Origin of the sequence: Fusobacterium varium, assembly GCA_021531615.1 — a bacterium.
Taxonomy (GTDB): domain Bacteria; phylum Fusobacteriota; class Fusobacteriia; order Fusobacteriales; family Fusobacteriaceae; genus Fusobacterium_A; species Fusobacterium_A varium_C.
Map to the genome: position 1 here is coordinate 20,338 of JADYUE010000018.1, position 19,727 is coordinate 40,064.

General features: G+C 30.2%; 16 protein-coding genes. 15 read left to right on the forward strand and 1 reads right to left on the reverse strand.

The features are described from left to right. The first annotated feature begins 162 nt into the window (after positions 1–162). The 10 genes from I6E31_07255 to rnr all read left to right on the forward strand — a co-directional run bounded on the left by I6E31_07255 (position 163) and on the right by rnr (position 11,554). The gene (locus I6E31_07255) at positions 163–504 is read left to right on the forward strand and encodes a type II toxin-antitoxin system death-on-curing family toxin (GenBank protein MCF2639765.1); all 342 of its coding nucleotides are present in this window, start codon (positions 163–165) and stop codon (positions 502–504) included. An 88-nt stretch (positions 505–592) separates the two neighbouring features. Then, on the forward strand, positions 593–1,549 hold the full coding sequence (locus tag I6E31_07260; GenBank protein MCF2639766.1) for a bifunctional metallophosphatase/5'-nucleotidase: 957 nt from the start codon (positions 593–595) through the stop codon (positions 1,547–1,549). A 265-nt stretch (positions 1,550–1,814) separates the two neighbouring features. After that, positions 1,815–2,345, forward strand: a complete 531-nt coding sequence (locus tag I6E31_07265; protein ID MCF2639767.1) for a hypothetical protein — start codon at positions 1,815–1,817, stop codon at positions 2,343–2,345. A 10-nt stretch (positions 2,346–2,355) separates the two neighbouring features. Then, a complete protein-coding gene (locus I6E31_07270; protein MCF2639768.1) occupies positions 2,356–2,784 on the forward strand; it encodes a hypothetical protein in 429 nt (142 codons plus the stop codon). Continuing rightward, positions 2,751–3,677, forward strand: coding sequence for an MFS transporter (locus tag I6E31_07275; protein MCF2639769.1), 927 nt, complete (start codon positions 2,751–2,753; stop codon positions 3,675–3,677). The genes I6E31_07270 and I6E31_07275 overlap by 34 nt, the downstream gene beginning before the upstream one ends. 9 nt (positions 3,678–3,686) lie before the next feature. Continuing rightward, the gene (locus I6E31_07280; GenBank protein ID MCF2639770.1) at positions 3,687–5,189 is read left to right on the forward strand and encodes a carboxypeptidase M32; all 1,503 of its coding nucleotides are present in this window, start codon (positions 3,687–3,689) and stop codon (positions 5,187–5,189) included. Between the two features lie 26 nt (positions 5,190–5,215). Further along, the gene (locus I6E31_07285; protein ID MCF2639771.1) at positions 5,216–6,484 is read left to right on the forward strand and encodes an MFS transporter; all 1,269 of its coding nucleotides are present in this window, start codon (positions 5,216–5,218) and stop codon (positions 6,482–6,484) included. A gap of 22 nt (positions 6,485–6,506) precedes the next feature. Further along, positions 6,507–8,726: a Xaa-Pro dipeptidyl-peptidase gene (locus I6E31_07290; protein MCF2639772.1), complete on the forward strand. Its 2,220-nt coding sequence runs from the start codon at positions 6,507–6,509 to the stop codon at positions 8,724–8,726. Positions 8,727–8,860: 134 nt separating this feature from the next. Then, the gene (gene yqeK / locus I6E31_07295; GenBank protein MCF2639773.1) at positions 8,861–9,433 is read left to right on the forward strand and encodes a bis(5'-nucleosyl)-tetraphosphatase (symmetrical) YqeK; all 573 of its coding nucleotides are present in this window, start codon (positions 8,861–8,863) and stop codon (positions 9,431–9,433) included. Positions 9,434–9,436: 3 nt separating this feature from the next. After that, the gene (gene rnr / locus I6E31_07300) at positions 9,437–11,554 is read left to right on the forward strand and encodes a ribonuclease R (protein ID MCF2639774.1); all 2,118 of its coding nucleotides are present in this window, start codon (positions 9,437–9,439) and stop codon (positions 11,552–11,554) included. Between the two features lie 69 nt (positions 11,555–11,623). Here rnr and I6E31_07305 read toward each other — a convergent pair whose 3' ends face one another. Next, the gene (locus I6E31_07305) at positions 11,624–13,930 is read right to left on the reverse strand and encodes a patatin-like phospholipase family protein (protein ID MCF2639775.1); all 2,307 of its coding nucleotides are present in this window, start codon (positions 13,928–13,930) and stop codon (positions 11,624–11,626) included. Positions 13,931–14,483: 553 nt separating this feature from the next. Between I6E31_07305 and I6E31_07310 the strand changes: the two genes are divergently transcribed. The 5 genes from I6E31_07310 to I6E31_07330 form a co-directional block, all read left to right on the forward strand. Further along, entirely contained in the window at positions 14,484–16,394 is a 1,911-nt protein-coding gene (locus I6E31_07310; protein MCF2639776.1) for an ABC-F family ATP-binding cassette domain-containing protein, read from the forward strand. Between the two features lie 139 nt (positions 16,395–16,533). Further along, positions 16,534–16,902, forward strand: a complete 369-nt coding sequence (locus tag I6E31_07315) for a 30S ribosomal protein S12 (protein MCF2639777.1) — start codon at positions 16,534–16,536, stop codon at positions 16,900–16,902. A 24-nt stretch (positions 16,903–16,926) separates the two neighbouring features. Then, positions 16,927–17,397 carry a 30S ribosomal protein S7 gene (gene rpsG, locus I6E31_07320; GenBank protein MCF2639778.1) on the forward strand — a complete coding sequence of 157 codons (471 nt, stop codon included), beginning with the start codon at positions 16,927–16,929 and terminating at the stop codon, positions 17,395–17,397. Positions 17,398–17,454: 57 nt separating this feature from the next. Beyond that, on the forward strand, positions 17,455–19,536 hold the full coding sequence (fusA, locus tag I6E31_07325) for an elongation factor G (GenBank protein MCF2639779.1): 2,082 nt from the start codon (positions 17,455–17,457) through the stop codon (positions 19,534–19,536). 97 nt (positions 19,537–19,633) lie between these two features. Further along, the coding region (locus tag I6E31_07330; protein MCF2639780.1) for a hypothetical protein at positions 19,634–19,727 on the forward strand (94 nt) is incomplete at its 3' end.

Below are 19,727 nucleotides of genomic sequence, written 5' to 3' on the forward strand. Positions count from 1 at the left end.
TAATGAATTTTAGAGAAGCCAAAATAGGCTTCTCTTTTTTTGTAATATAAATTTTTAGAGGTGAAAAATGGAAGAGATAATAGAAAATCAAGATAGAGAAAAAGTGATAAAGTTAGCAGACTACTATTTAGATAAGTATTTAGAAGCGTTTGAGGAGTTAGCATGATTATAAAATTAACTAAAGAAGATATAATTTGTTTACATGAAAAAATTATAGATAAAACTGGAGGAATTAGAGGAATAAGAGATATTGGACTTTTGGAAAATGCTATAAACTCTTCTTTTATTACTTTTGGTGGAGAGGATTTATATCAAGATTTAGAAGCAAAAGGAAAACAACTGTGCAACTCTCTTATAAGAAATCACCCATTTTTAGATGGAAATAAAAGAATAGGAATTTTAGCAATGTTAGTATTTCTTGATATAAATGGAAAAAAGCTAGAAATAACTAATGAAGAGATAGTTAAATTAGGTTTAAATATAGCCAAAGGAAATGAAAAATAAAATTTACCTAAGATTTACAAAAAATATATACTTATTTTACTCCTGTTATAGATAATATTCTTGAAAACTTTTGAGGAGGATATATCTTATGATAAGGACTAAAATTAGTTTAATTTCTACTCTTGTATTTTTTCTAGCATTTGCTTTTTCATATGCAATAAAAGATGGTGAGTACTACAAATTAACAATTTTGCCCACAAATGATATTCATGGGAATCTTGAGAACCTGCCAGAGTATTCAACTATTATTAATCAAGAACGTAAAAATATTGAGAATCTATTGATTCTTGAAGGTGGAGATCTTTTTGCTAGAGGTGAATTTAGTATATTTAATGGGATACCTGAGATGAAAATTCTTAATACGATTGGTTATGATGCTTGGGTTTTAGGAAATAATGATTTTAGAAAACCTATAAATAAGAAATTACCTGAAGATGATAAAACTTTAAATAATCTTATTAAACTTTCAAAGCAACCAACTCTTTGTGCCAATGTTGTGTATAAAGAAAATGAAAAGTTATTAGCTGGAGTAAAACCATATATTATAAAAAAGATAAATGGAGTTAAAATAGGAATAATTGGTTTAACTTCAATGAAACCTCAAGTGAGAGGATATGAGCCAGACAAGATATTTTTAGATGCAGAAAAAACTTTGAAGGAGCAGATTGCTAGGTTAGAAGGAAAAACAGATATAAATATAGTTTTATCCCATTGTGGACTTGCAGTAGATACTAAATTGGCTAATGTTGCAGGAGTTTCAGCAGTATTAGGAGCTGATGATCATTATCATATGTCCTCTCCTATCTATTGGGTATGGGGAAATGAAAAAAGTGTTCCAATAGTTCAGCATGGTGGAGAAGAGAAACATGTTTTAGGTAAACTTGAGCTTGTTTTTCAAAAGAAAGATGGAAAGATGAAGTTAGTTAATTTCTCTGGAAGTGAATATGATATAGAGTTTGTTCAAGAAGATGAGAAAGTTAGAGAGATAATAGAGGAGTATAGAGAAAAATTAAGAAATATTCCTGTAATAAGAAAATCAGCATAGAGAGAAAAATTAAAAAATTATATAAATGGACTGTGTGTAAAGTTTTAAGAGATTAAAATTTTATATACAGTTTTTTTATTGTGCTTATTATTATAAAAAATTTTAATAGTTTATAAGTACTATTTTAAATCAAACTAGAATAAAATAGTTTAAAAAATTCTAAAAAAGTTTTATTTTCTTAATAAAAATGATTGACTAATTAAATAAAAAATAGTATCATTTAAAAATAAACAAACGTTTAATAAAAATGTTTAAAGGTGATTAGATGAATAGTGAAAATATAAATGAATTAGAAATAGATGATTTAGTAAAAGGTTATACATATAATAAAGAGACAAATGAGTATAGATGCTTATTTTGTGAAAAAATATATGAGGATGGATATATCTTTGAATACAATGAAAAAATGGTTTCTGCTGAAAAGAGAATGAAACTTCATATAGAAGAGGAGCATGAGGGGGTATTTTTATCTCTTTTAGGTTTAGAAAAAGAGATAAGTGGTTTAAGTGATATTCAAAAAAAATTATTATCTCTGTTAGCAGAGCAAAAAGATAATAAAGAGATAGCAGAGGAGATGGAGATAACAACTTCAACAGTGAGAACACATAAATTTTATCTTCAAAAGATGAAGAAACAAGCAAAAATTTTACTTGCCATAATGGAAGCTTTAGAATTAGAAGAAAAGAAAGATAAAAAATTAAAAAATGGAATAGAAAAAGATGAAAATTTAGAAACAGAGAAGATTTTTTCTATAAATTCACTACACCCATTTTTTACACAATATAATTTAAAATAGGAGATTATTTATGTTTGAAACCAAGTTGAAAAAGAATCGTTGGAATCTGATTATGTTTATTATAAGCTATACAATTAACAATATTATAAGTGGTATAGTTTATGATGTTTACATTAATTATCTACAAGATACTTCAGAAAGTTTAGCTAAATCTTTTTGGTCTTATTATGGATATTCAGCCTTTGTAGGAGCATTTCTACTTCTATTTATATCAAAGATTGGATATAAAAAGATAGTTATATTTTGTAGTTTAGCTTGTTCAATAACATTGATAGCAGCAGCTTATTTTAAAGAAACATATATATTTTACATTTCAACTTTGTTTATTTTAACAGGGATTCAACTACATTTTTCAGTGTTGTCTCCATATATAGCAACATATGCAGAGTTCAAAGAGAAGATAAAATGGTTTTCAAGGCCTTTTATATTGGATATGTAGGATTTTTTCTTTCAACATATTTAGGGGGATATTTTGTTGTAAGACTTTTTGCTAAATATATTGGGAAAAATTTCCATGAGGCAAAGGAGATTACTGCAACAGTTTTGGAGATGGATAGTGTAACTAAAGGATTGTACATAGATTCAATGGGAAAAATTCTTATGATTTCAGGGATAATATCACTTTTAGCACTGATTCCAGCCTTTTTAATAAAAGAAGAAAAGGAAGATTATATCTATCAAAAAAAAGAAAAACATAAATTGGTAGAGATAAAATCAAACTTAAAAAAACTTATGAAGAAAAATACAGTAGTTTACCTGATTTATTGGGGATTGACAAACTTTGGAATGGGATTGTTTACATCATATTTTACAGTTTTCTTAAATAGAGTTCTCTATATAGACAAGGCAACATCCTCATTATTGGTTTCTATCTCCTATGGAGCAATGGTTATATTTATGCTGTTTACAGATAAATGTGTAAAGAAGTTTGGACAAGTAGTTACTCTTGTTGGAACTTCTTTAATGGCAATACCCTTTATGCTTTTAATTGCTCAAGGAGATAGATTTGGAAATAATATGGTGTGGGTAGTTGGAATATCATTGTTTATGAGAGCAGGGTTAATGAATCTTAGCAGTCCAATAGATAGTTCTTTTTCAATGGAGATAGTAGAACCAGAATTAAGACCGATATATGCCTCAATTATTAATTTTATTGCTGGGATAGCAAGTATAGTAAGTGGGTACTATACAGGAAAATATCTATTTGTTAATTTAGAAGGGTATAGAGAGGCATATTATATAGCAGCAGGAATATATGGAGTGGCAAGTTTAATATTTATTCTTAACTTTATGAAGTATAATAGAGTTTCTTCAGAGGAAGAGATGAGATAGGAGGATAAATTGCGAGAGATTGATATAAAAAAAATGAATGAACTGCATGGACTTTTAAGGGAGATTGAATATATAAAATATACTTTAAATGGACTTATTTATTGGGATAAGATAACAATGATGCCAAAGGGAGGAATCTATTATAGAAGTGAGGTTATGGCACATTTTGGAGAGGAGCTTTATAAGAAATTTTCTTCAGCTAAACTTCATAAATTAGTAGATTACTTTGAAAAAAATTATAGTGATGATAAAAAGATAAGCTCAATGATAAGAAGAATCAAGAGAAACTATATCTATGTAAATCAAATTCCTAAAAAGATATATAAGGAGTATATCTCTCATATTTCAATATCTGAGGCAGCTTGGCAAGAGGCAAAGGAGAAAGATGATTTCAGTATTTTTGCTCCATATTTAGAGAAGATAGTAGATTATTTTAAAAAGTTTGCAGAGTATTGGGGATATAAAAATGATCCCTATGATGCTTTAATAGAATACTATGAAGATGGGGTAACAACTGAAATATTAGATGAGTTGATACCTGATTTGAAAAAGTTTGCAATAGAGACTTTAGAAAAAATAAAAAATTCAGATGAAAAGGAAAAAGTAGAACAAGAGTTTTCTTTAGAGAAGCAGAAGGAATTGTCAGAAAATATTTTAAAAATAATAGGTTTTGATTTTAATTATGGAAGATTAGATGTAAGTGAGCATCCAACAGTATTAGCTAACTCTCCACAAGATGTGAGATTAGTAACTACTTTTAGTAAAAATAATATATTTAAGGGAATATACAATACTCTTCATATTGGAGGAAAGGGACTTTATGAGCAAGATATAGATACTAATCTTTTAGGAACTTTATTAGGGGAAGTTTCAACATTTGCTCTAGAAGATGGAGAGGCAAAAATATATGAAAGTATCATAGGAAAAGATAAAAATTTCTGTAAATTACTATTAGAAAAGATAAAAGAGATTTTTCCAGATGAATATAAAGATATAACTTCAGAAGATATTTATAAAAAGGTAAATCAAATTCAACCCTCTCTTATTAGAATAGATGCAGATGAATTGACATCTATTCTGCATATTATTATTAGATATGAGATAGAGAGAGATTTGATAAATAATAGAATAAAAGTTAAAGATCTTCCAGAGATTTGGAAAGAGAAATATAGAGAGTATCTAAAAATAGAGCCTAGTGGAGATAGTGATGGGGTTTTACAAGATATACATTGGGCAGCAGGATATTTTGGGTACTTTCCAAGTTATCTATTATCAGGAATCTATTCAGGGCAGATAGTGGCAGCAATGAATAGAAATTTAAAAAATATTACTGAGAGAATAGATGAAGAAAACTTGAAAGAAATTCACAAATGGCTAAAAGAAAATATTCATAGGCATGGAGCAGTTTACACTCCTAAAGAGTTAATAATGAATATTTCAAATGAGGGTATAAATTCAACTTATTATATAGAGTATCTAAGAAAAAAATACATTGAACTATATAAAATTTAAAAAAACAAAAAAGTGAGAGGAAATCTATGGAAAAACTACTATTAAAATTTGGATTTGGTGAAAAGTTAAGAAAAAATCTTTTTGCTATCTTAATTATTTCATTTGGAGGAGCTATCATTTATGGACTACCATATTTTAGATATGACTACTATGATGCTTACTTACAAGTGTATAATTTGAATAATACTCAAATGGGAGTATTTGGAAGTATCTTTGGTGTGTTTGGTATGATATCTTATCTTTTTGGTGGTTATGTAGCAGATAGAGTATCAATTAGAAAGATAATTGTTTTATCATTATTAGGAACAGGGTTAGGAGGATTTGTACATCTATTACCTCTATCTTTCTATTCATTAGTTGCACTATATGCTTTCTGGGGATTCTCATCTCTTTTTGCTTTCTGGCCAGCATGTGTAAAAGCTGTTCGTATGTTGTCAGACTCTGATGGACAAGGAAAAGCATTTGGAATTTTTGAAGGTGGAAGAGGAGTAGCAGCAGCTCTTGCAGCATCATTAGCAGTAATTGCATTTAGAATGGGAGCAAAGGCACTTGGAGATACTTTAGGAATGAGATACATTATAATCTTCTATTCAGTTATTACAATTCTATGTGGTGTTCTTGCTTACTTTAACATGAATGATGAAGTAGTAAATGATGGAGAAAAGATCTCTTTCAAAGATATAGGGGCAGTTGTTAAGTTACCAGCAGTATGGATAATTGCAATTGTAACATTCTGTAACTATGTTTTTACACTATCACTATATTATTTTGTACCATATGCAACATCTCTTTTAGGAATGACAGTTGCATCAGCAGCACTTTTAGCAGCAGTTAAAAGATATATCTCTCCTATTTCAAATGTAGGTGGAGGATATATTGGAGATAAAATAGGAACAGGAAACCTATTATTTGTATCATTTGTTGTTATGGCAGCAGGAACAGCAGGTATTTTATTACTACCATTAAAAACTTCAACAGTAATTATTTGGATGTTTGTTGCTCTATATATCATCAACTATTTATTCTATCAAGTAAACTACAGTTTAACTTGGGCTATGATGGAAGAGGGAGCTATACCAGATAAATATTCAGGAACAGCAGCAGGACTTATCTCTACAATTGGATATTTACCAGATATTTTCATATCATTAATGGCAGGAAAATTACTAGATAGCTATCCAGGAGCAACAGGGTATAGATACTTCTTTATCTTCTTAATAGCAATGCTAATATTGGGGGCTGTGTTTGTTACAATTTGGAAAAGTTATTTAAAGAAAAATAAGTGTGAAAAATAGTAAAAAGGTTAGGGTATAGATTATGACAAAGAAAAGTATTGATAAAAAAATAATAGAATTATTTCCAAAATTTCAATTAAAAAGTGAATTTTTACAATATGCTTTAAAAACTTTAGGTTATATTAATAATGAAGATTTTACAGAAGAAAATATAGTTCAGTTTGCAACAGATTTAGGATTAGAAACAGAGATAGAAGAGGAGTTAAATGAAGCTACATATGAACTATCTCTATACTCTATGCTTGCAGCTAAAATGAAAAATGGAAGAAACTGTTTTGAAGTATTAGCTGAAGAGGGAAAATTTGATGTATTAAATGAAAATAAAGAAATACCTGAGATTGTTGTATTTGATGGAAAAACTCAACCTGTATTTGACTACAAAGAGTGTTTATTTGAAAAAGTTTTTGTGGAAACTCCGTTAGATACAGATAATGATGGAAAAAGAGATCTAATAGCAGTTTATATAAGAAGACCAAAGGAAACTTTAAAGGGAATGAAAGTTCCTACTATATATGTAGCTGACCCATATATGCTAACTTGTATAGATGAATGGTATGAAAATATGCCAAATGTAGATTTAGATTTAAAGGTTTTTGAAGATCAAAATATAACTGCTGAAGATGTACAATATAAAGGAAGAGAGAGAAAACTACCTTTAGAAAGAGAGAGCAAGGGAGAGGCTAAAACATCTGAAACAGAGGAGATAACTTTAGATTGTATTACAGCTTGGTACAACTACTTTAACTCAAGAGGGTTTGCATCAGTATACTCTGCTGGAGTGGGAACTAAAGGTTCAGAGGGAATGAACTGTTGTGGTTCTGAAGAGGAAAAAATCTGGGTAATAGCTGTAATTGAATGGTTATGTGGAAAGAGAAAAGCTTATACAAATAAAACAGATAATATTGAGATTAAAGCTGATTGGTGTAATGGAAAAGTTGCTATGTCAGGAAAATCATATTTAGGAACTTTAAGTATAGCAGCAGCGTCAACAGGTGTTGAGGGGTTAAAAACTATAATACCTGAAGCAGCAATTTCAAGTTGGTATAACTACTATCATGGAAATGGACTTAATATGGCTCCAGTAGGATGGCAAGGAGATGATGCAGATCTTTTAACTGGACATTGTAGAAGTAGAGATCTAAATGAACTTCCTCACTTAAATGAGTTAGCAGATGATGTTATTCAATATTTGAGAAAAGGAATGGATAGAGAGAATGGAAACTATAATAGTTTCTGGGATGAGAGAAACTATCTAAAAGATATAAAAAATATGAAAGCAAGTGCTTTTATTGTTCATGGAATCAATGACTGGAATGTAAAAACTATTCACTCTCACCTTTTCTGGAAAGAGATGGAGAAATATAATATTCCTAAAAAGATGATACTTCATCAAGGAGATCATATCTATATCCATGATTTAAAAGGAATAGACTTCAATGATATTATGAATAGATGGTTAAGCCACTGGCTATATGATATAGATAACAATGTTATGGAAGAAGTGCCAGAGGTATTGATTCAAGATAACTTAGATATCTATAAATGGCATACTACTTATGATGGAGATCAAGTTGAATACTTTATTGATAATAGTAAAAAATTAACTAGATCTGGAGAAAAATCAGATAGAGAAGTAAATTTAAAAGATGATATTGGCTCTACAAAATTTGATAGAGAGAAAAAGAATTTTGAAGAGTGGCAAAAAGATATGATCTTAGATACAGAGGAGAAAAGAGATTATCGTCTAGTTTATTTAACAGATGAATTGGAAGATGATTTGAGAGTTTCTGGAGATATCACTGTTGAAATTGAGGCTGCAACAGATAGTGAAACAGGAATATTAAGTGCAATGTTAATTGATCTTGGAGAGGATAGAAGAGCTACTGTTGAGCAATATAAGACAGGAGAAAAAAACATATATCTAGGAAAAAATGGTGGATATATGGAAGAAAAAGATTTTGTAATTGAAAAAGAACCATCACCATTTAAAATAATCAGTAGAGGATCAATCAATATTCAAAATAGAGAGAATAACTATTGTAAAAAATCAGTAGAAAAAGATAGATTCTACAAATATACTTTCAATATGGTTCCAACAGATTATACAATAAGAAAAGGACATAGAATGGAATTAGTAATATTAGGAAGTGATGTTGAAATAACAACTAGACCTAAGAAAGTAACTGATTATAGAGTAAAAGAAAATAGTTTAAGATTAAGAGTTCCAATGATAATCAAATAGAGCATAAAAAAAGATAACTAAAGGTTGAAAAAATCTGTAGTTATCTTTTTTATTTTGATAAAAATATTGCAAAGTTAAAATAATCTGTTAAACTAAAATTAGGAGAGATATTAAAAATCTTTTGGAGGAAAAAAATGTTAGAGAGATTAAGAGAAGAAGTTAAAAAAAGAGTAAAGAAAAAAAGATATATACATATACTAGGAGTAGAGGAAAAAGCTGCTGAATTAGCAGAAAAATATGGAGTTGATGAGGAAAAATGTAGGATAGCTGCAATTTTACATGATGTGGCTAAAGAGATGGAAATAAAAGAGATGGAGAGAATTTGTAGAGAAAATTTCTCTAATGAATTGACAGAAAAGGATATGGATATAAGCGAGATACTTCATGGGTTTGTAGGTTATATAGTTGCAAGAGATGAGTTTAAAATATCTGATGAAAGCATATTAAATGGAATAAAGTATCATACTGTGGGAAAAAAGGGGTTAGATACTTTAGGCAGAATAATATATATTGCAGATGCTATTGAGAAGAATAGAGATTATCCAGGAGTTGAAAATATTAGAGCAGAAGTTGCTAAGGATTTAGATAAGGGAATTATTTTTGAAATAGATAGAAAAATTAATTATCTTTCCAGTGTAGGAGGAAAAATTCATAAAAATACTATGGAGATGAGAGATTGGTTAGCAGAAAATAGTAAAGGGAGGTAAAAAATGAATTTAGAAAAAGAGTTAGAAAAATTAAAAAGCTTAATGTATAAGGGAAAAGGATTAAAATTAGATGAGATAACAAAACTTATGGGGTGGTCTCCAAAGAGTAAAAAAGAGAATAGAGATATTTTAGATAGATGGATAGACTCTGGAGAGCTTATGAGAAATAATAGAGGGAAGTATAATATTCTTGAGAATTTAGGATATGTAAAGGGGACTTTCAGCATAATAAAAGATAGATTTGCCTTTGTAGATACTAAAGATGAGGGGATTTTTATACCTAAACCATTTTTTAATTCAGCTTTAGATGGAGATACCGTTCTTGTTAAGATAACAGCAGGTTTAAATGGAGATAAAAAGAAAGAGGGAGAAGTTGTAAAAATTATCAGTAGAGAAAAAGATACAGTAGTTGGAATTTTACAAAAAAATGATAGTTTTGGTTTTGTAACACCAACTCACTCTTTTGGAAAAGATATATATATTCCTTATAAACTTATGAAAGATGCAAAGGACCAACAATTAGTTGTTGTAAAAATTACTTCTTGGGGTGGAAATGATAGAAAACCTGAAGGAGAGATAATAGAGGTAATAGGAGATCCATATAATACTAAAAATATGATAGATGCTCTTATTTTAAGAGAGGGTATGTCAGAAGTTTTCCCTAGAGCAGTAATGGCTGAGGCTAAAAATATTCCATCAACAGTTTCAAAAGATGAGATTGCTAAGAGAAGAGATTTGAGAGATCTACCTATTATAACAATAGATGGTGAAGATGCTAAGGATTTAGATGATGCGGTTTATGTAGAAAAATTGAAAAATGGAAATTATAGATTGATAGTAAGTATTGCTGATGTATCTTATTATGTTCCAGAGGGTTCAATGCTAGATGAAGAAGCATATAAGAGAGGAAACTCAGTATATCTTGTAGATAGAGTGTTACCAATGTTCCCTAAAGAGTTATCAAATGGAATCTGTTCTTTAAATCCTAATGAAGATAAATTGACATTTACTTGTGAAATGGAGATAACTCCAGAAGGTAAAATAGTTGATTCTGATACATATAAATCAGTTATAAAAACAGCTAGAAGAATGACTTATACTGCTGTAAATAAGATTATCTCAGGAGATGAAGAAGCTGTAAGAGAATACAGTGATATAAAAGATATGGTAATGACTATGTTGGAACTTTCTAGAATAATAAGAGAGTTAAAGCATAAAAGAGGAAGTATAGATTTTGATCTAGCAGAGATAAAACTTGTACTTGGTGAAGATGGAAAAGTAAAATATATTAAAAATAGAGATAGGGGAGAATCTGAAAGAATAATAGAAGATTTTATGATTGCTGCTAATGAAAATGTTGCAGAGAAATTATTCTGGTTAGAGATTCCATCGATATATAGAACACATGAGAAACCAGATCCTGAAAGAATAAGAAACTTAAATGAAACATTAAGTAAATTTAAGTATAGAATCCATTCAGCAGAGGAGATACATCCAAAACAATTCCAACAAATAATAGAGGATTCTAAAGAAAAGGGAATAAATCTTTTGGTGCATAAGATGATATTGATGTCTTTAAAGCAAGCTAAATATACAGTTGATAATTTAGGTCACTTTGGTTTAGCATCAGGATACTATACTCACTTTACATCTCCAATTAGAAGGTATTCTGACTTAATGGTTCATAGAATACTAAATTCTGTATTGCATGGATATCCAAGTAAAAAATCTATAATTAAGAGTATGGAAACATTGCCACAAATTTGTGAACATATTTCTAAAACAGAGAGAACAGCAATGAAAGCAGAGGATGAAAGTGTAAAAATTAAATTAGTTGAATATATGATGGATAAAGTTGGAGAAGAGTACAATGCTATTGTAGTAGGATTTAGTAATAAGAGAGTATTCTTTGAAACTGAAGAACATATAGAGTGTTTCTGGGATGTTGTTTCAGCTAAACATTACTATGAATTTGATGATAGAGAGTATGTAATGAAAGATATGGACAATGGTAATATCTTTAGTATTGGAGATAAAATGAAGGTTATCTTAGTTAAAGCTAGTTTAGCAGAGCTTGAAATAGAGGTAGTACCTCAAGTTGTAATGGAAGAGGGATTTTAGATAAATTATAGTTAAAATAAAAACTACACCTATTATCTTTTAATAAGATTTTAAGTGTAGTTTTTTATTTTAGAATGTATAACCCATATAAACTTCAAATAATGGAGATGAAGAATCTAAATTATTTGAAAGGAAAAGGCTAATAGGTCCTAAAAAAGTATTCCATCCTATACCTCCACCATAACCATGATATTTTCTATCACCGATAGAGTAATTATCTTGGAAAGGTAAAGAATCAGATGAATAAGTTAGCATATTGTATTTTGCTAAAAGATGGAAAGTATCAGTTAATTTATATTGAATTCCACCTCTTAAAATATAAAACTCATCAGCATATACCCCCATCATAGGTAATCCAACAAAGGAGAAAGTTGTTTCAGAGTTTCTTAATCCACCTATTCTAAATAGAGAACTTTTTGGAAGCTCCTCTCCTCTCATTTTTCCACCAGCAACTCCAAATCCTACAGAGAATTTTTCAGATAGTGGGGTGTAGAAATTAGCAGAAAACATTCCACCACCTAAGTTAGTTTCTTTTCCACTTATATCTTGAGAGTTAAATCCCTCTAAACGCAGTACTGTCCCTTTAGAAGGGAAGTTTCTTTCATTTAAAGTATCAACATAAGTGTATATACTTGAAAATAGAGCTTGATAGTTTTCATTAAAGTTATAAATATCTCTATCTCCACTTAAATATTTATTATCATTATTGGCATAGCCAAGAGAGATTCCAGATACAACACTATTAGAAATAGCAGTACCAAAAGACAGTGAAGCTATGAATTTATTAGTTGTATAAGTAGAAACCTTATCTCCATTTTTGTAGATAAATAGAGGATCTGTTTCATAACCTATACTTGCTTCCCCTAAAAGTTTAAATTTTCCAACCTCATAGAAAGTAACATTATTAAAATTGATTTTAGGGAAACTAGAAGCCTCAGCTTTAATAGTATAGTTTCTTGTCCAGATTCCAAAGTTTGGTACTGTGGCAGCTATATTCATAGAGCCACCATAATTTGAAGCATAGTTTAAAGAGGCTCTTATATTGATTCCATCTTTCTCTTTAACTTTAAAGATTACAGTATCATCATTAACTTCATAAAAAACACGTTCAATATAACTAACTGAATAGATCTTTTTAGTCCAATCGTTTAAATCAGCTTTTGTAAATTTTCTATTTTTAACAGAAGGTTTTAACTCATTAACCTTTTTTAAAGTAAGAATACTATTTCCTTCTAATTTAATTTTATTAATTTGTATAGGTTCTTCTTTTAAAGCTTTATCTTTTATCTCTTTAAAATCTTTAGGTGAGCTTAGGTTAGCTAAAATATAACCATATTTTTCAGCTGCATCTTCCCCAGCAACAACTAATTCATTTAAATTTCCAAAATCAATGGTATCATGATCTTTTACATCAGGAACAATAAGCAGATCAGCAAGTTTTTTATGTGTTTCAGTTTTTCTATTACCATTATATGTAGCAAGTTTATCTAAGATAGTTACAAGATTTGATTTTTCATTTATTTTAGAAGTTTCAGCAGTTATATCCACAGCTATAATTATATCAGCACCTAAAGAGATAGCAACATCTATGGGAAAGTTATTAACTACTCCACCATCTACATAAAACTTATTTTCATCTTTTATAGGTTCAAGAAAGCCAGGGATTGCCATACTTTTAAATGTAGCAATAGCCAGATCACCATCAGAAAGTATAACCTCTTTACCTGTTTGGAGATCTGTGGTAATAGCTCGATATTCAATAGGTAGTTCATTAAAGTTCTTAATATTTTCAGCTCTGCTAAATATATCTTTTAATTGGAGATAGATATTTTCACCATTTAAAATTCCCATAGGGAAGGATAATTTTAGATTTTTATCTATACTCATAGTAAAAGGGTATTTATCATTTTCTATCTTCTCTTCAATATTTTTCAGATTTCTATCCTTTGAGTTAGTTAAAAGAGAGTTAAATTTTAAGTTAAGAACAGTTTTTTCAATCTCATCTGGAGAGTATCCAACAGAATACATTCCCCCAACAATACTTCCAACACTTGTTCCTACTATTATATCAATGGGAACTTGATACTTTTCTAAAACCTTTAAAACACCAATATGAGCAGCTCCTTTAGCTCCACCACCACTTAAAACAAGAGCTATTTTAGGACGTTGTTCAGAAAAATTAACTTTTTTAGAAAGATCAATATTGGATTTTTCAATCTCCTCTTTCATTAATTCTAAGTGCATCTGTTGAAGTTTTAGCTCTTCAATTACTCTATTTATTTCATCTATTTTATACTCTTTAGATTGCACACCTTCAGAGAAGCTATAACAAAAAGAGAGAAAAAATAAAGTTAAAGAGAAAATTTTTTTTAACATATTAACATCTCCTAGATATTTAAATTTTATAATTGATTTTACCACGAAAATAATATTAAAGAAAATAGAATAATTAAAAACTATAATTTCCAAAAGTAGAGGAGTGCAAACGACTACTACTTTTGAGACGCAGAAACGGAGTTTCTGTGATCCTTAAAGCTATATTAACAAAACTTATATTATCCCTAACATCAAGTTGACGTAATTTGGAAGTGAATATTAGAAGCCCTTAGCGAAATGCAGTTAAGAAAGTGCAACGTGTTTGAGCGGAGCTTGCGGAGCGAGTTTTGCATTTTCAACGGAATGAGCCATAGGGATTCTTTATTCACTGACATGGAGACAACTTGATGTTAAAAAAGAAATATAGATAACTAAAATTGACTAATAATCGCTAAATACAAAGGTACTTTGTCAAAACCAAACGATATTCAAGAAAAAATAAACTTAGTTAGATATATTATGGTTTAGGCAAAGAAAATAGTTTAAACTTTACAATATTTTGTTATTATGTTAAGATTTTTATTGAAAATATAGAAGATTAGGGAGAAATAAGATGGCACTTTTACAAGTTAACAATTTATATATGGGATTTTCAGGAGAAACACTTTTTAAAAATATTAGTTTCTCAATTGATGAAAAAGATAAGATAGGTTTAATAGGTGTAAATGGAGCTGGAAAAAGTACACTTATAAAAATTTTAATGGGACTTGAATATGATGAAGTAGATCCAGCAACAAATCAAAGAGGAATAATATCTAAAAAAAATAATTTAAAAATAGGGTATTTATCTCAAAATCCAACTCTTAATAAAGAAAATACAGTGTTTGAAGAGCTTATGACAGTATTTTCAAATCTGCAAGAGGATTATCACAGAATACAAGAGTTAAACATTATTTTAGCAGAGAATTTAGATGACTTTGATAAAACTATGGAAGAGTTAGGAGTTGTAACTGCTAGATATGAGCAAAATGAAGGGTATGCTATTGAATATAAGGTAAAACAAATTTTAAATGGACTTAGTTTAGCAGAAAGATTATGGACAAGTAAGATAGGAGAACTATCTGGGGGGCAACTTTCAAGGGTAGCATTGGGAAAAATTCTATTAGAAGAACCAGAACTTTTGATATTAGACGAGCCTACTAACCACCTTGATCTAAGTGCAATTGAGTGGCTAGAGAGAATGTTAAAAGAGTATAAAAAAGCATTTATTCTAATTTCCCATGATGTTTACTTTTTAGATAATGTAGTAAATAGAGTTTTTGAAATAGAGGGAAAAACTTTAAAAGCATATAATGGGAATTATACAGATTTTAGTATTCAAAAAGAGGCTTACCTTTCTGGAGCAGTAAAAGCTTATGATAAGGAGCAAGATAAACTTAGAAAGATGGAGGAGTTTATCAGAAGATATAAGGCAGGAGTAAAATCTAAACAAGCTAGAGGAAGAGAAAAGATCTTAAATAGAATGGAGAAGATGGAGAATCCTGTAATTACAACTAAGAAGATAAAACTAAAGTTTGAAACAGATAGCACAAGTGTAGATTTAGTTTTAAGAATAAAGGATTTAGCAAAGTCTTTTGATGGAAAAGAGATATTTTCAAATCTTAGTTTAGATATTTATAGAGGAGATAGAGTAGGGGTTATTGGTAAAAATGGTGTTGGAAAATCTACTTTATTAAAGATAATAAATGGATTGGAAAAACAAAGTAAAGGAGAATTTAAAATTGGTGATAGAGTTAAGATAGGTTACTATGATCAAAATCATCAAGGGTTAAATCTTAAAAGAACTGTTTTAGAAGAGTTAATGTACCATTTTACATTGAGTGAAGAGGAAGCTAGAAATATTTGTGGAGGATTTTTATTTACTGAAGATGATGTTTATAAAGAGATAGGAAGTTTAAGTGGAGGAGAAAAGGCAAGGGTAGCCTTTATGAAACTTATGCTTGAAAAACCTAACTTCTTAATACTAGACGAGCCTACTAACCACTTAGATATCTATTCAAGAGAGATTTTAGCTGAAGCTTTAGAAGATTATACAGGAACAATTTTAGTTGTATCTCATGATAGAAACTTCTTAGATTGTGTTGTTAACAATATATATGAAGTAAGAAAAGATGGAGCTACTCTCTTCAAAGGAGATTATAACTCATATATTGCTCAAAGAGATGAAGTTAAAGAGATAAAAGATAACAAAGGAACTTTAAGTTTTGAGGAGCAAAAGAAAAATAAAAATAGAATATCTTCATTAGAAAGAAAAATAGTAAAAGCTGAAGAAGATTTAGAAAAATTAGAGGAGAAAAAAGCTAAAAAAGAGGAAGAATATAATCAAGCAGGAGTTAGAAATAATGTTGATGAGCTAATTCAAATCCAAAATGAGCTAGAGGAACTAGATCTTCAAATTCTTTCACTTATGGAGGAATGGGAAAATATGGAGAATGAACTAAAAAATTTAAAAAATACTTTATAAATTTAGGAAAATGTGGTATAATAATAAAGATTTGTAAAGAAAAGCAAAGGATATATATTGACTTTTTGAAACAAAGTGATTATAATATTTAAGTTATAATATATATAAAAAAATTAAAAATAATAGGAAGGAGGGTAAAATGCCTACTTTAAGTCAATTAGTAAAAAACGGAAGAGACACTTTACTAGAAAAGAAAAAATCACCAGCATTACAAGGAAACCCACAAAGAAGAGGAGTTTGTGTAAGAGTATATACAACTACACCTAAAAAACCAAACTCAGCTTTAAGAAAGGTTGCCAGAGTAAAATTAACTAACGGAATTGAAGTTACTTGTTACATTCCAGGAGAAGGACACAACTTACAAGAACACTCAATCGTACTTGTAAGAGGAGGAAGAACAAAAGACTTACCAGGGGTTAGATATAAAGTTATAAGAGGAGCTTTAGATACAGCTGGAGTTGCTAAGAGAAAACAATCAAGATCTAAATACGGAGCTAAAAAAGCGTAATTATAGGGAGGTGAACAGTTAAAAATGTCAAGAAGAAGAGCAGCAGTAAAAAGAGATGTACTACCTGATTCTAGATACTCAGATAAAGTAGTTACTAAAGTTATAAACTCAATTATGTTAGATGGTAAAAAAGCTATCGCTGAAGGAATATTCTACTCAGCAATGGATTTAATAAAAGAAAAAACTGGTCAAGAGGGGTATGATGTATTTAAACAAGCTTTAGAAAATATCAAACCTCAAATCGAAGTTAGATCAAGAAGAATCGGAGGAGCTACATACCAAGTTCCAGTAGAAGTTAGAGCTGACAGACAACAAACTTTAGCTATCAGATGGTTAACACTTTACACAAGACAAAGAAAAGAATATGGTATGATAGAAAAATTAGCAGCAGAATTAATCGCAGCAGCTAATAACGACGGAGCAACTATAAAGAAAAAAGAAGATACTTATAAAATGGCAGAAGCAAACAGAGCTTTCGCACACTATAAAATCTAATTTTTCTCTATAGAGGATAAAGACTAACTTTTTCAATTTTCGAGGAGGAAAAATTTAATGGCTAGAAAAGTTTCGTTAGAAATGACTAGAAACGTTGGAATCATGGCTCACATCGACGCTGGGAAAACTACTACTACAGAAAGAATTCTTTTCTATACTGGAGTAGAACATAAAATAGGAGAAACTCACGAAGGTGGAGCAACAATGGACTGGATGGAACAAGAGCAAGAAAGAGGTATCACAATTACTTCAGCTGCTACTACTTGTTTCTGGAGAGGACATAGAATTAATATAATAGACACACCAGGACACGTGGACTTTACAGTAGAGGTTGAAAGATCTCTAAGAGTACTAGACGGAGCTGTTGCAGTTTTCTCTGCAGTTGACGGAGTTCAACCACAATCAGAAACTGTATGGAGACAAGCAGACAAATATCAAGTACCAAGAATCGCGTTCTTTAATAAAATGGATAGAATCGGAGCTAACTTCGCAATGTGTGTTGGAGATATCAAAGAAAAACTAGGAGCAAATCCTGTACCTATCCAATTACCAATCGGAGCAGAAGATCAATTCGAAGGAGTTATCGACTTAATCGAAATGCACGAAATCGTTTGGCCAGTTGACTCAGACAACGGACAAAAATTTGAAATAAAAGAAATCAGAGCAGAATTAAAAGACGAAGCTGAAGAAGCTAGACAATTCATGCTAGAATCAGTTGTTGAAACAAGCGACGAACTAATGGAAAAATTCTTTGGTGGAGAAGAAATTTCTCAAGAAGAAATCAGAGCTGCACTAAGAAAAGCTACAATTGAAAACATTATCGTTCCAGTTACTTGTGGAACAGCATTCAAAAACAAAGGAGTTCAAGCATTACTAGACGCAATCGTTGACTACATGCCAGCTCCTACAGACGTTGCAATGGTTAAAGGAACTGATATGAAAGATCCATCAATCGAAATTGATAGAGAAATGTCAGATGACGCTCCATTTGCAGCTCTAGCATTTAAAGTTATGACTGACCCATTTGTTGGAAAACTTACATTCTTCAGAGTTTACTCAGGAATCGTTGAAAAAGGAACTTATGTTCTTAACTCAACTAAAGGTAAAAAAGAAAGAATGGGAAGAATTCTTCAAATGCATGCTAATAAAAGAGAAGAAATTGAAGCAGTTTACTGTGGAGATATCGCAGCAGCAGTTGGATTAAAAGAAACTACTACTGGAGATACTCTATGTTCAGAAGCTGATCCAATAGTTCTTGAAAAAATGGAATTCCCAGAACCAGTTATTTCAGTTGCAGTTGAACCAAAAACTAAAGCTGACCAAGAAAAAATGGGAATCGCTCTTGCTAAACTTGCTGAAGAAGACCCTACATTCAGAGTTAAATCAGACGAAGAAACTGGACAAACAATCATTTCAGGAATGGGAGAACTTCACCTTGAAATTATCGTTGACAGAATGAAGAGAGAATTTAAAGTTGAATCTACAGTAGGTAAACCACAAGTTGCTTACAGAGAAACAATTCTTGGAACAACTGACCAAGAAGTTAAATATGCAAAACAATCTGGAGGTAAAGGACAATACGGACACGTTAAAATTATCCTTGAACCAAACCCAGGAAAAGGATTTGAATTTGTTAACAAAATCACTGGAGGAGTTATCCCTAGAGAATATATTCCTGCAGTTGAAAAAGGATGTAAAGAAGCTCTTGAAAGTGGAGTTGTAGCTGGATACCCTATGGTTGACGTTAAAGTTACACTTTATGATGGATCTTACCACGAAGTTGACTCATCAGAAATGGCATTCAAATTAGCAGGATCAATGGCTGTTAAACAAGCTGCTGCTAAATCAAATCCAATAATCCTTGAACCAGTATTCAAAGTAGAAGTTACTACTCCAGAAGAATACATGGGAGATATCATCGGAGACCTTAACTCAAGAAGAGGTATGATCGGTGGTATGACAGATAGAAACGGAGCTAAAATCATCGATGCTAAAGTTCCTCTATCAGAAATGTTTGGATATGCAACTGACTTAAGATCTAAATCTCAAGGAAGAGCAACTTACTCAATGGAATTTGCTGAATACATTCAAGTACCAGCTTCTATCCAAAAAGCTATTCAAGAAGAAAGAGGAAAATAATTCTAATTTTTCTTCAATATAAAGAAATTTATAAAGTGATGGCACTGAAAAGTGCCATTCGATAAAATATAAAAATACAATTAGGAGGAGAATTTAAATGGCTAAAGAAAAATTCGAAAGAAGCAAACCCCATGTAAACATCGGGACAATCGGACACGTTGACCACGGAAAAACAACTACAACAGCTGCTA

Coding starts and splice junctions, on each gene's coding strand:
- I6E31_07255 (MCF2639765.1), top strand. CDS start 163: ATGATTATAAAATTAACTAAAGAAGATATAATTTGTTTACATGAAAAA.
- I6E31_07260 (MCF2639766.1), top strand. CDS start 593: ATGATAAGGACTAAAATTAGTTTAATTTCTACTCTTGTATTTTTTCTA.
- I6E31_07265 (MCF2639767.1), top strand. CDS start 1,815: ATGAATAGTGAAAATATAAATGAATTAGAAATAGATGATTTAGTAAAA.
- I6E31_07270 (MCF2639768.1), top strand. CDS start 2,356: ATGTTTGAAACCAAGTTGAAAAAGAATCGTTGGAATCTGATTATGTTT.
- I6E31_07275 (MCF2639769.1), top strand. CDS start 2,751: ATGGTTTTCAAGGCCTTTTATATTGGATATGTAGGATTTTTTCTTTCA.
- I6E31_07285 (MCF2639771.1), top strand. CDS start 5,216: ATGGAAAAACTACTATTAAAATTTGGATTTGGTGAAAAGTTAAGAAAA.
- I6E31_07290 (MCF2639772.1), top strand. CDS start 6,507: ATGACAAAGAAAAGTATTGATAAAAAAATAATAGAATTATTTCCAAAA.
- yqeK (MCF2639773.1), top strand. CDS start 8,861: ATGTTAGAGAGATTAAGAGAAGAAGTTAAAAAAAGAGTAAAGAAAAAA.
- rnr (MCF2639774.1), top strand. CDS start 9,437: ATGAATTTAGAAAAAGAGTTAGAAAAATTAAAAAGCTTAATGTATAAG.
- I6E31_07305 (MCF2639775.1), bottom strand. CDS start 13,930: ATGTTAAAAAAAATTTTCTCTTTAACTTTATTTTTTCTCTCTTTTTGT.
- I6E31_07310 (MCF2639776.1), top strand. CDS start 14,484: ATGGCACTTTTACAAGTTAACAATTTATATATGGGATTTTCAGGAGAA.
- I6E31_07315 (MCF2639777.1), top strand. CDS start 16,534: ATGCCTACTTTAAGTCAATTAGTAAAAAACGGAAGAGACACTTTACTA.
- rpsG (MCF2639778.1), top strand. CDS start 16,927: ATGTCAAGAAGAAGAGCAGCAGTAAAAAGAGATGTACTACCTGATTCT.
- fusA (MCF2639779.1), top strand. CDS start 17,455: ATGGCTAGAAAAGTTTCGTTAGAAATGACTAGAAACGTTGGAATCATG.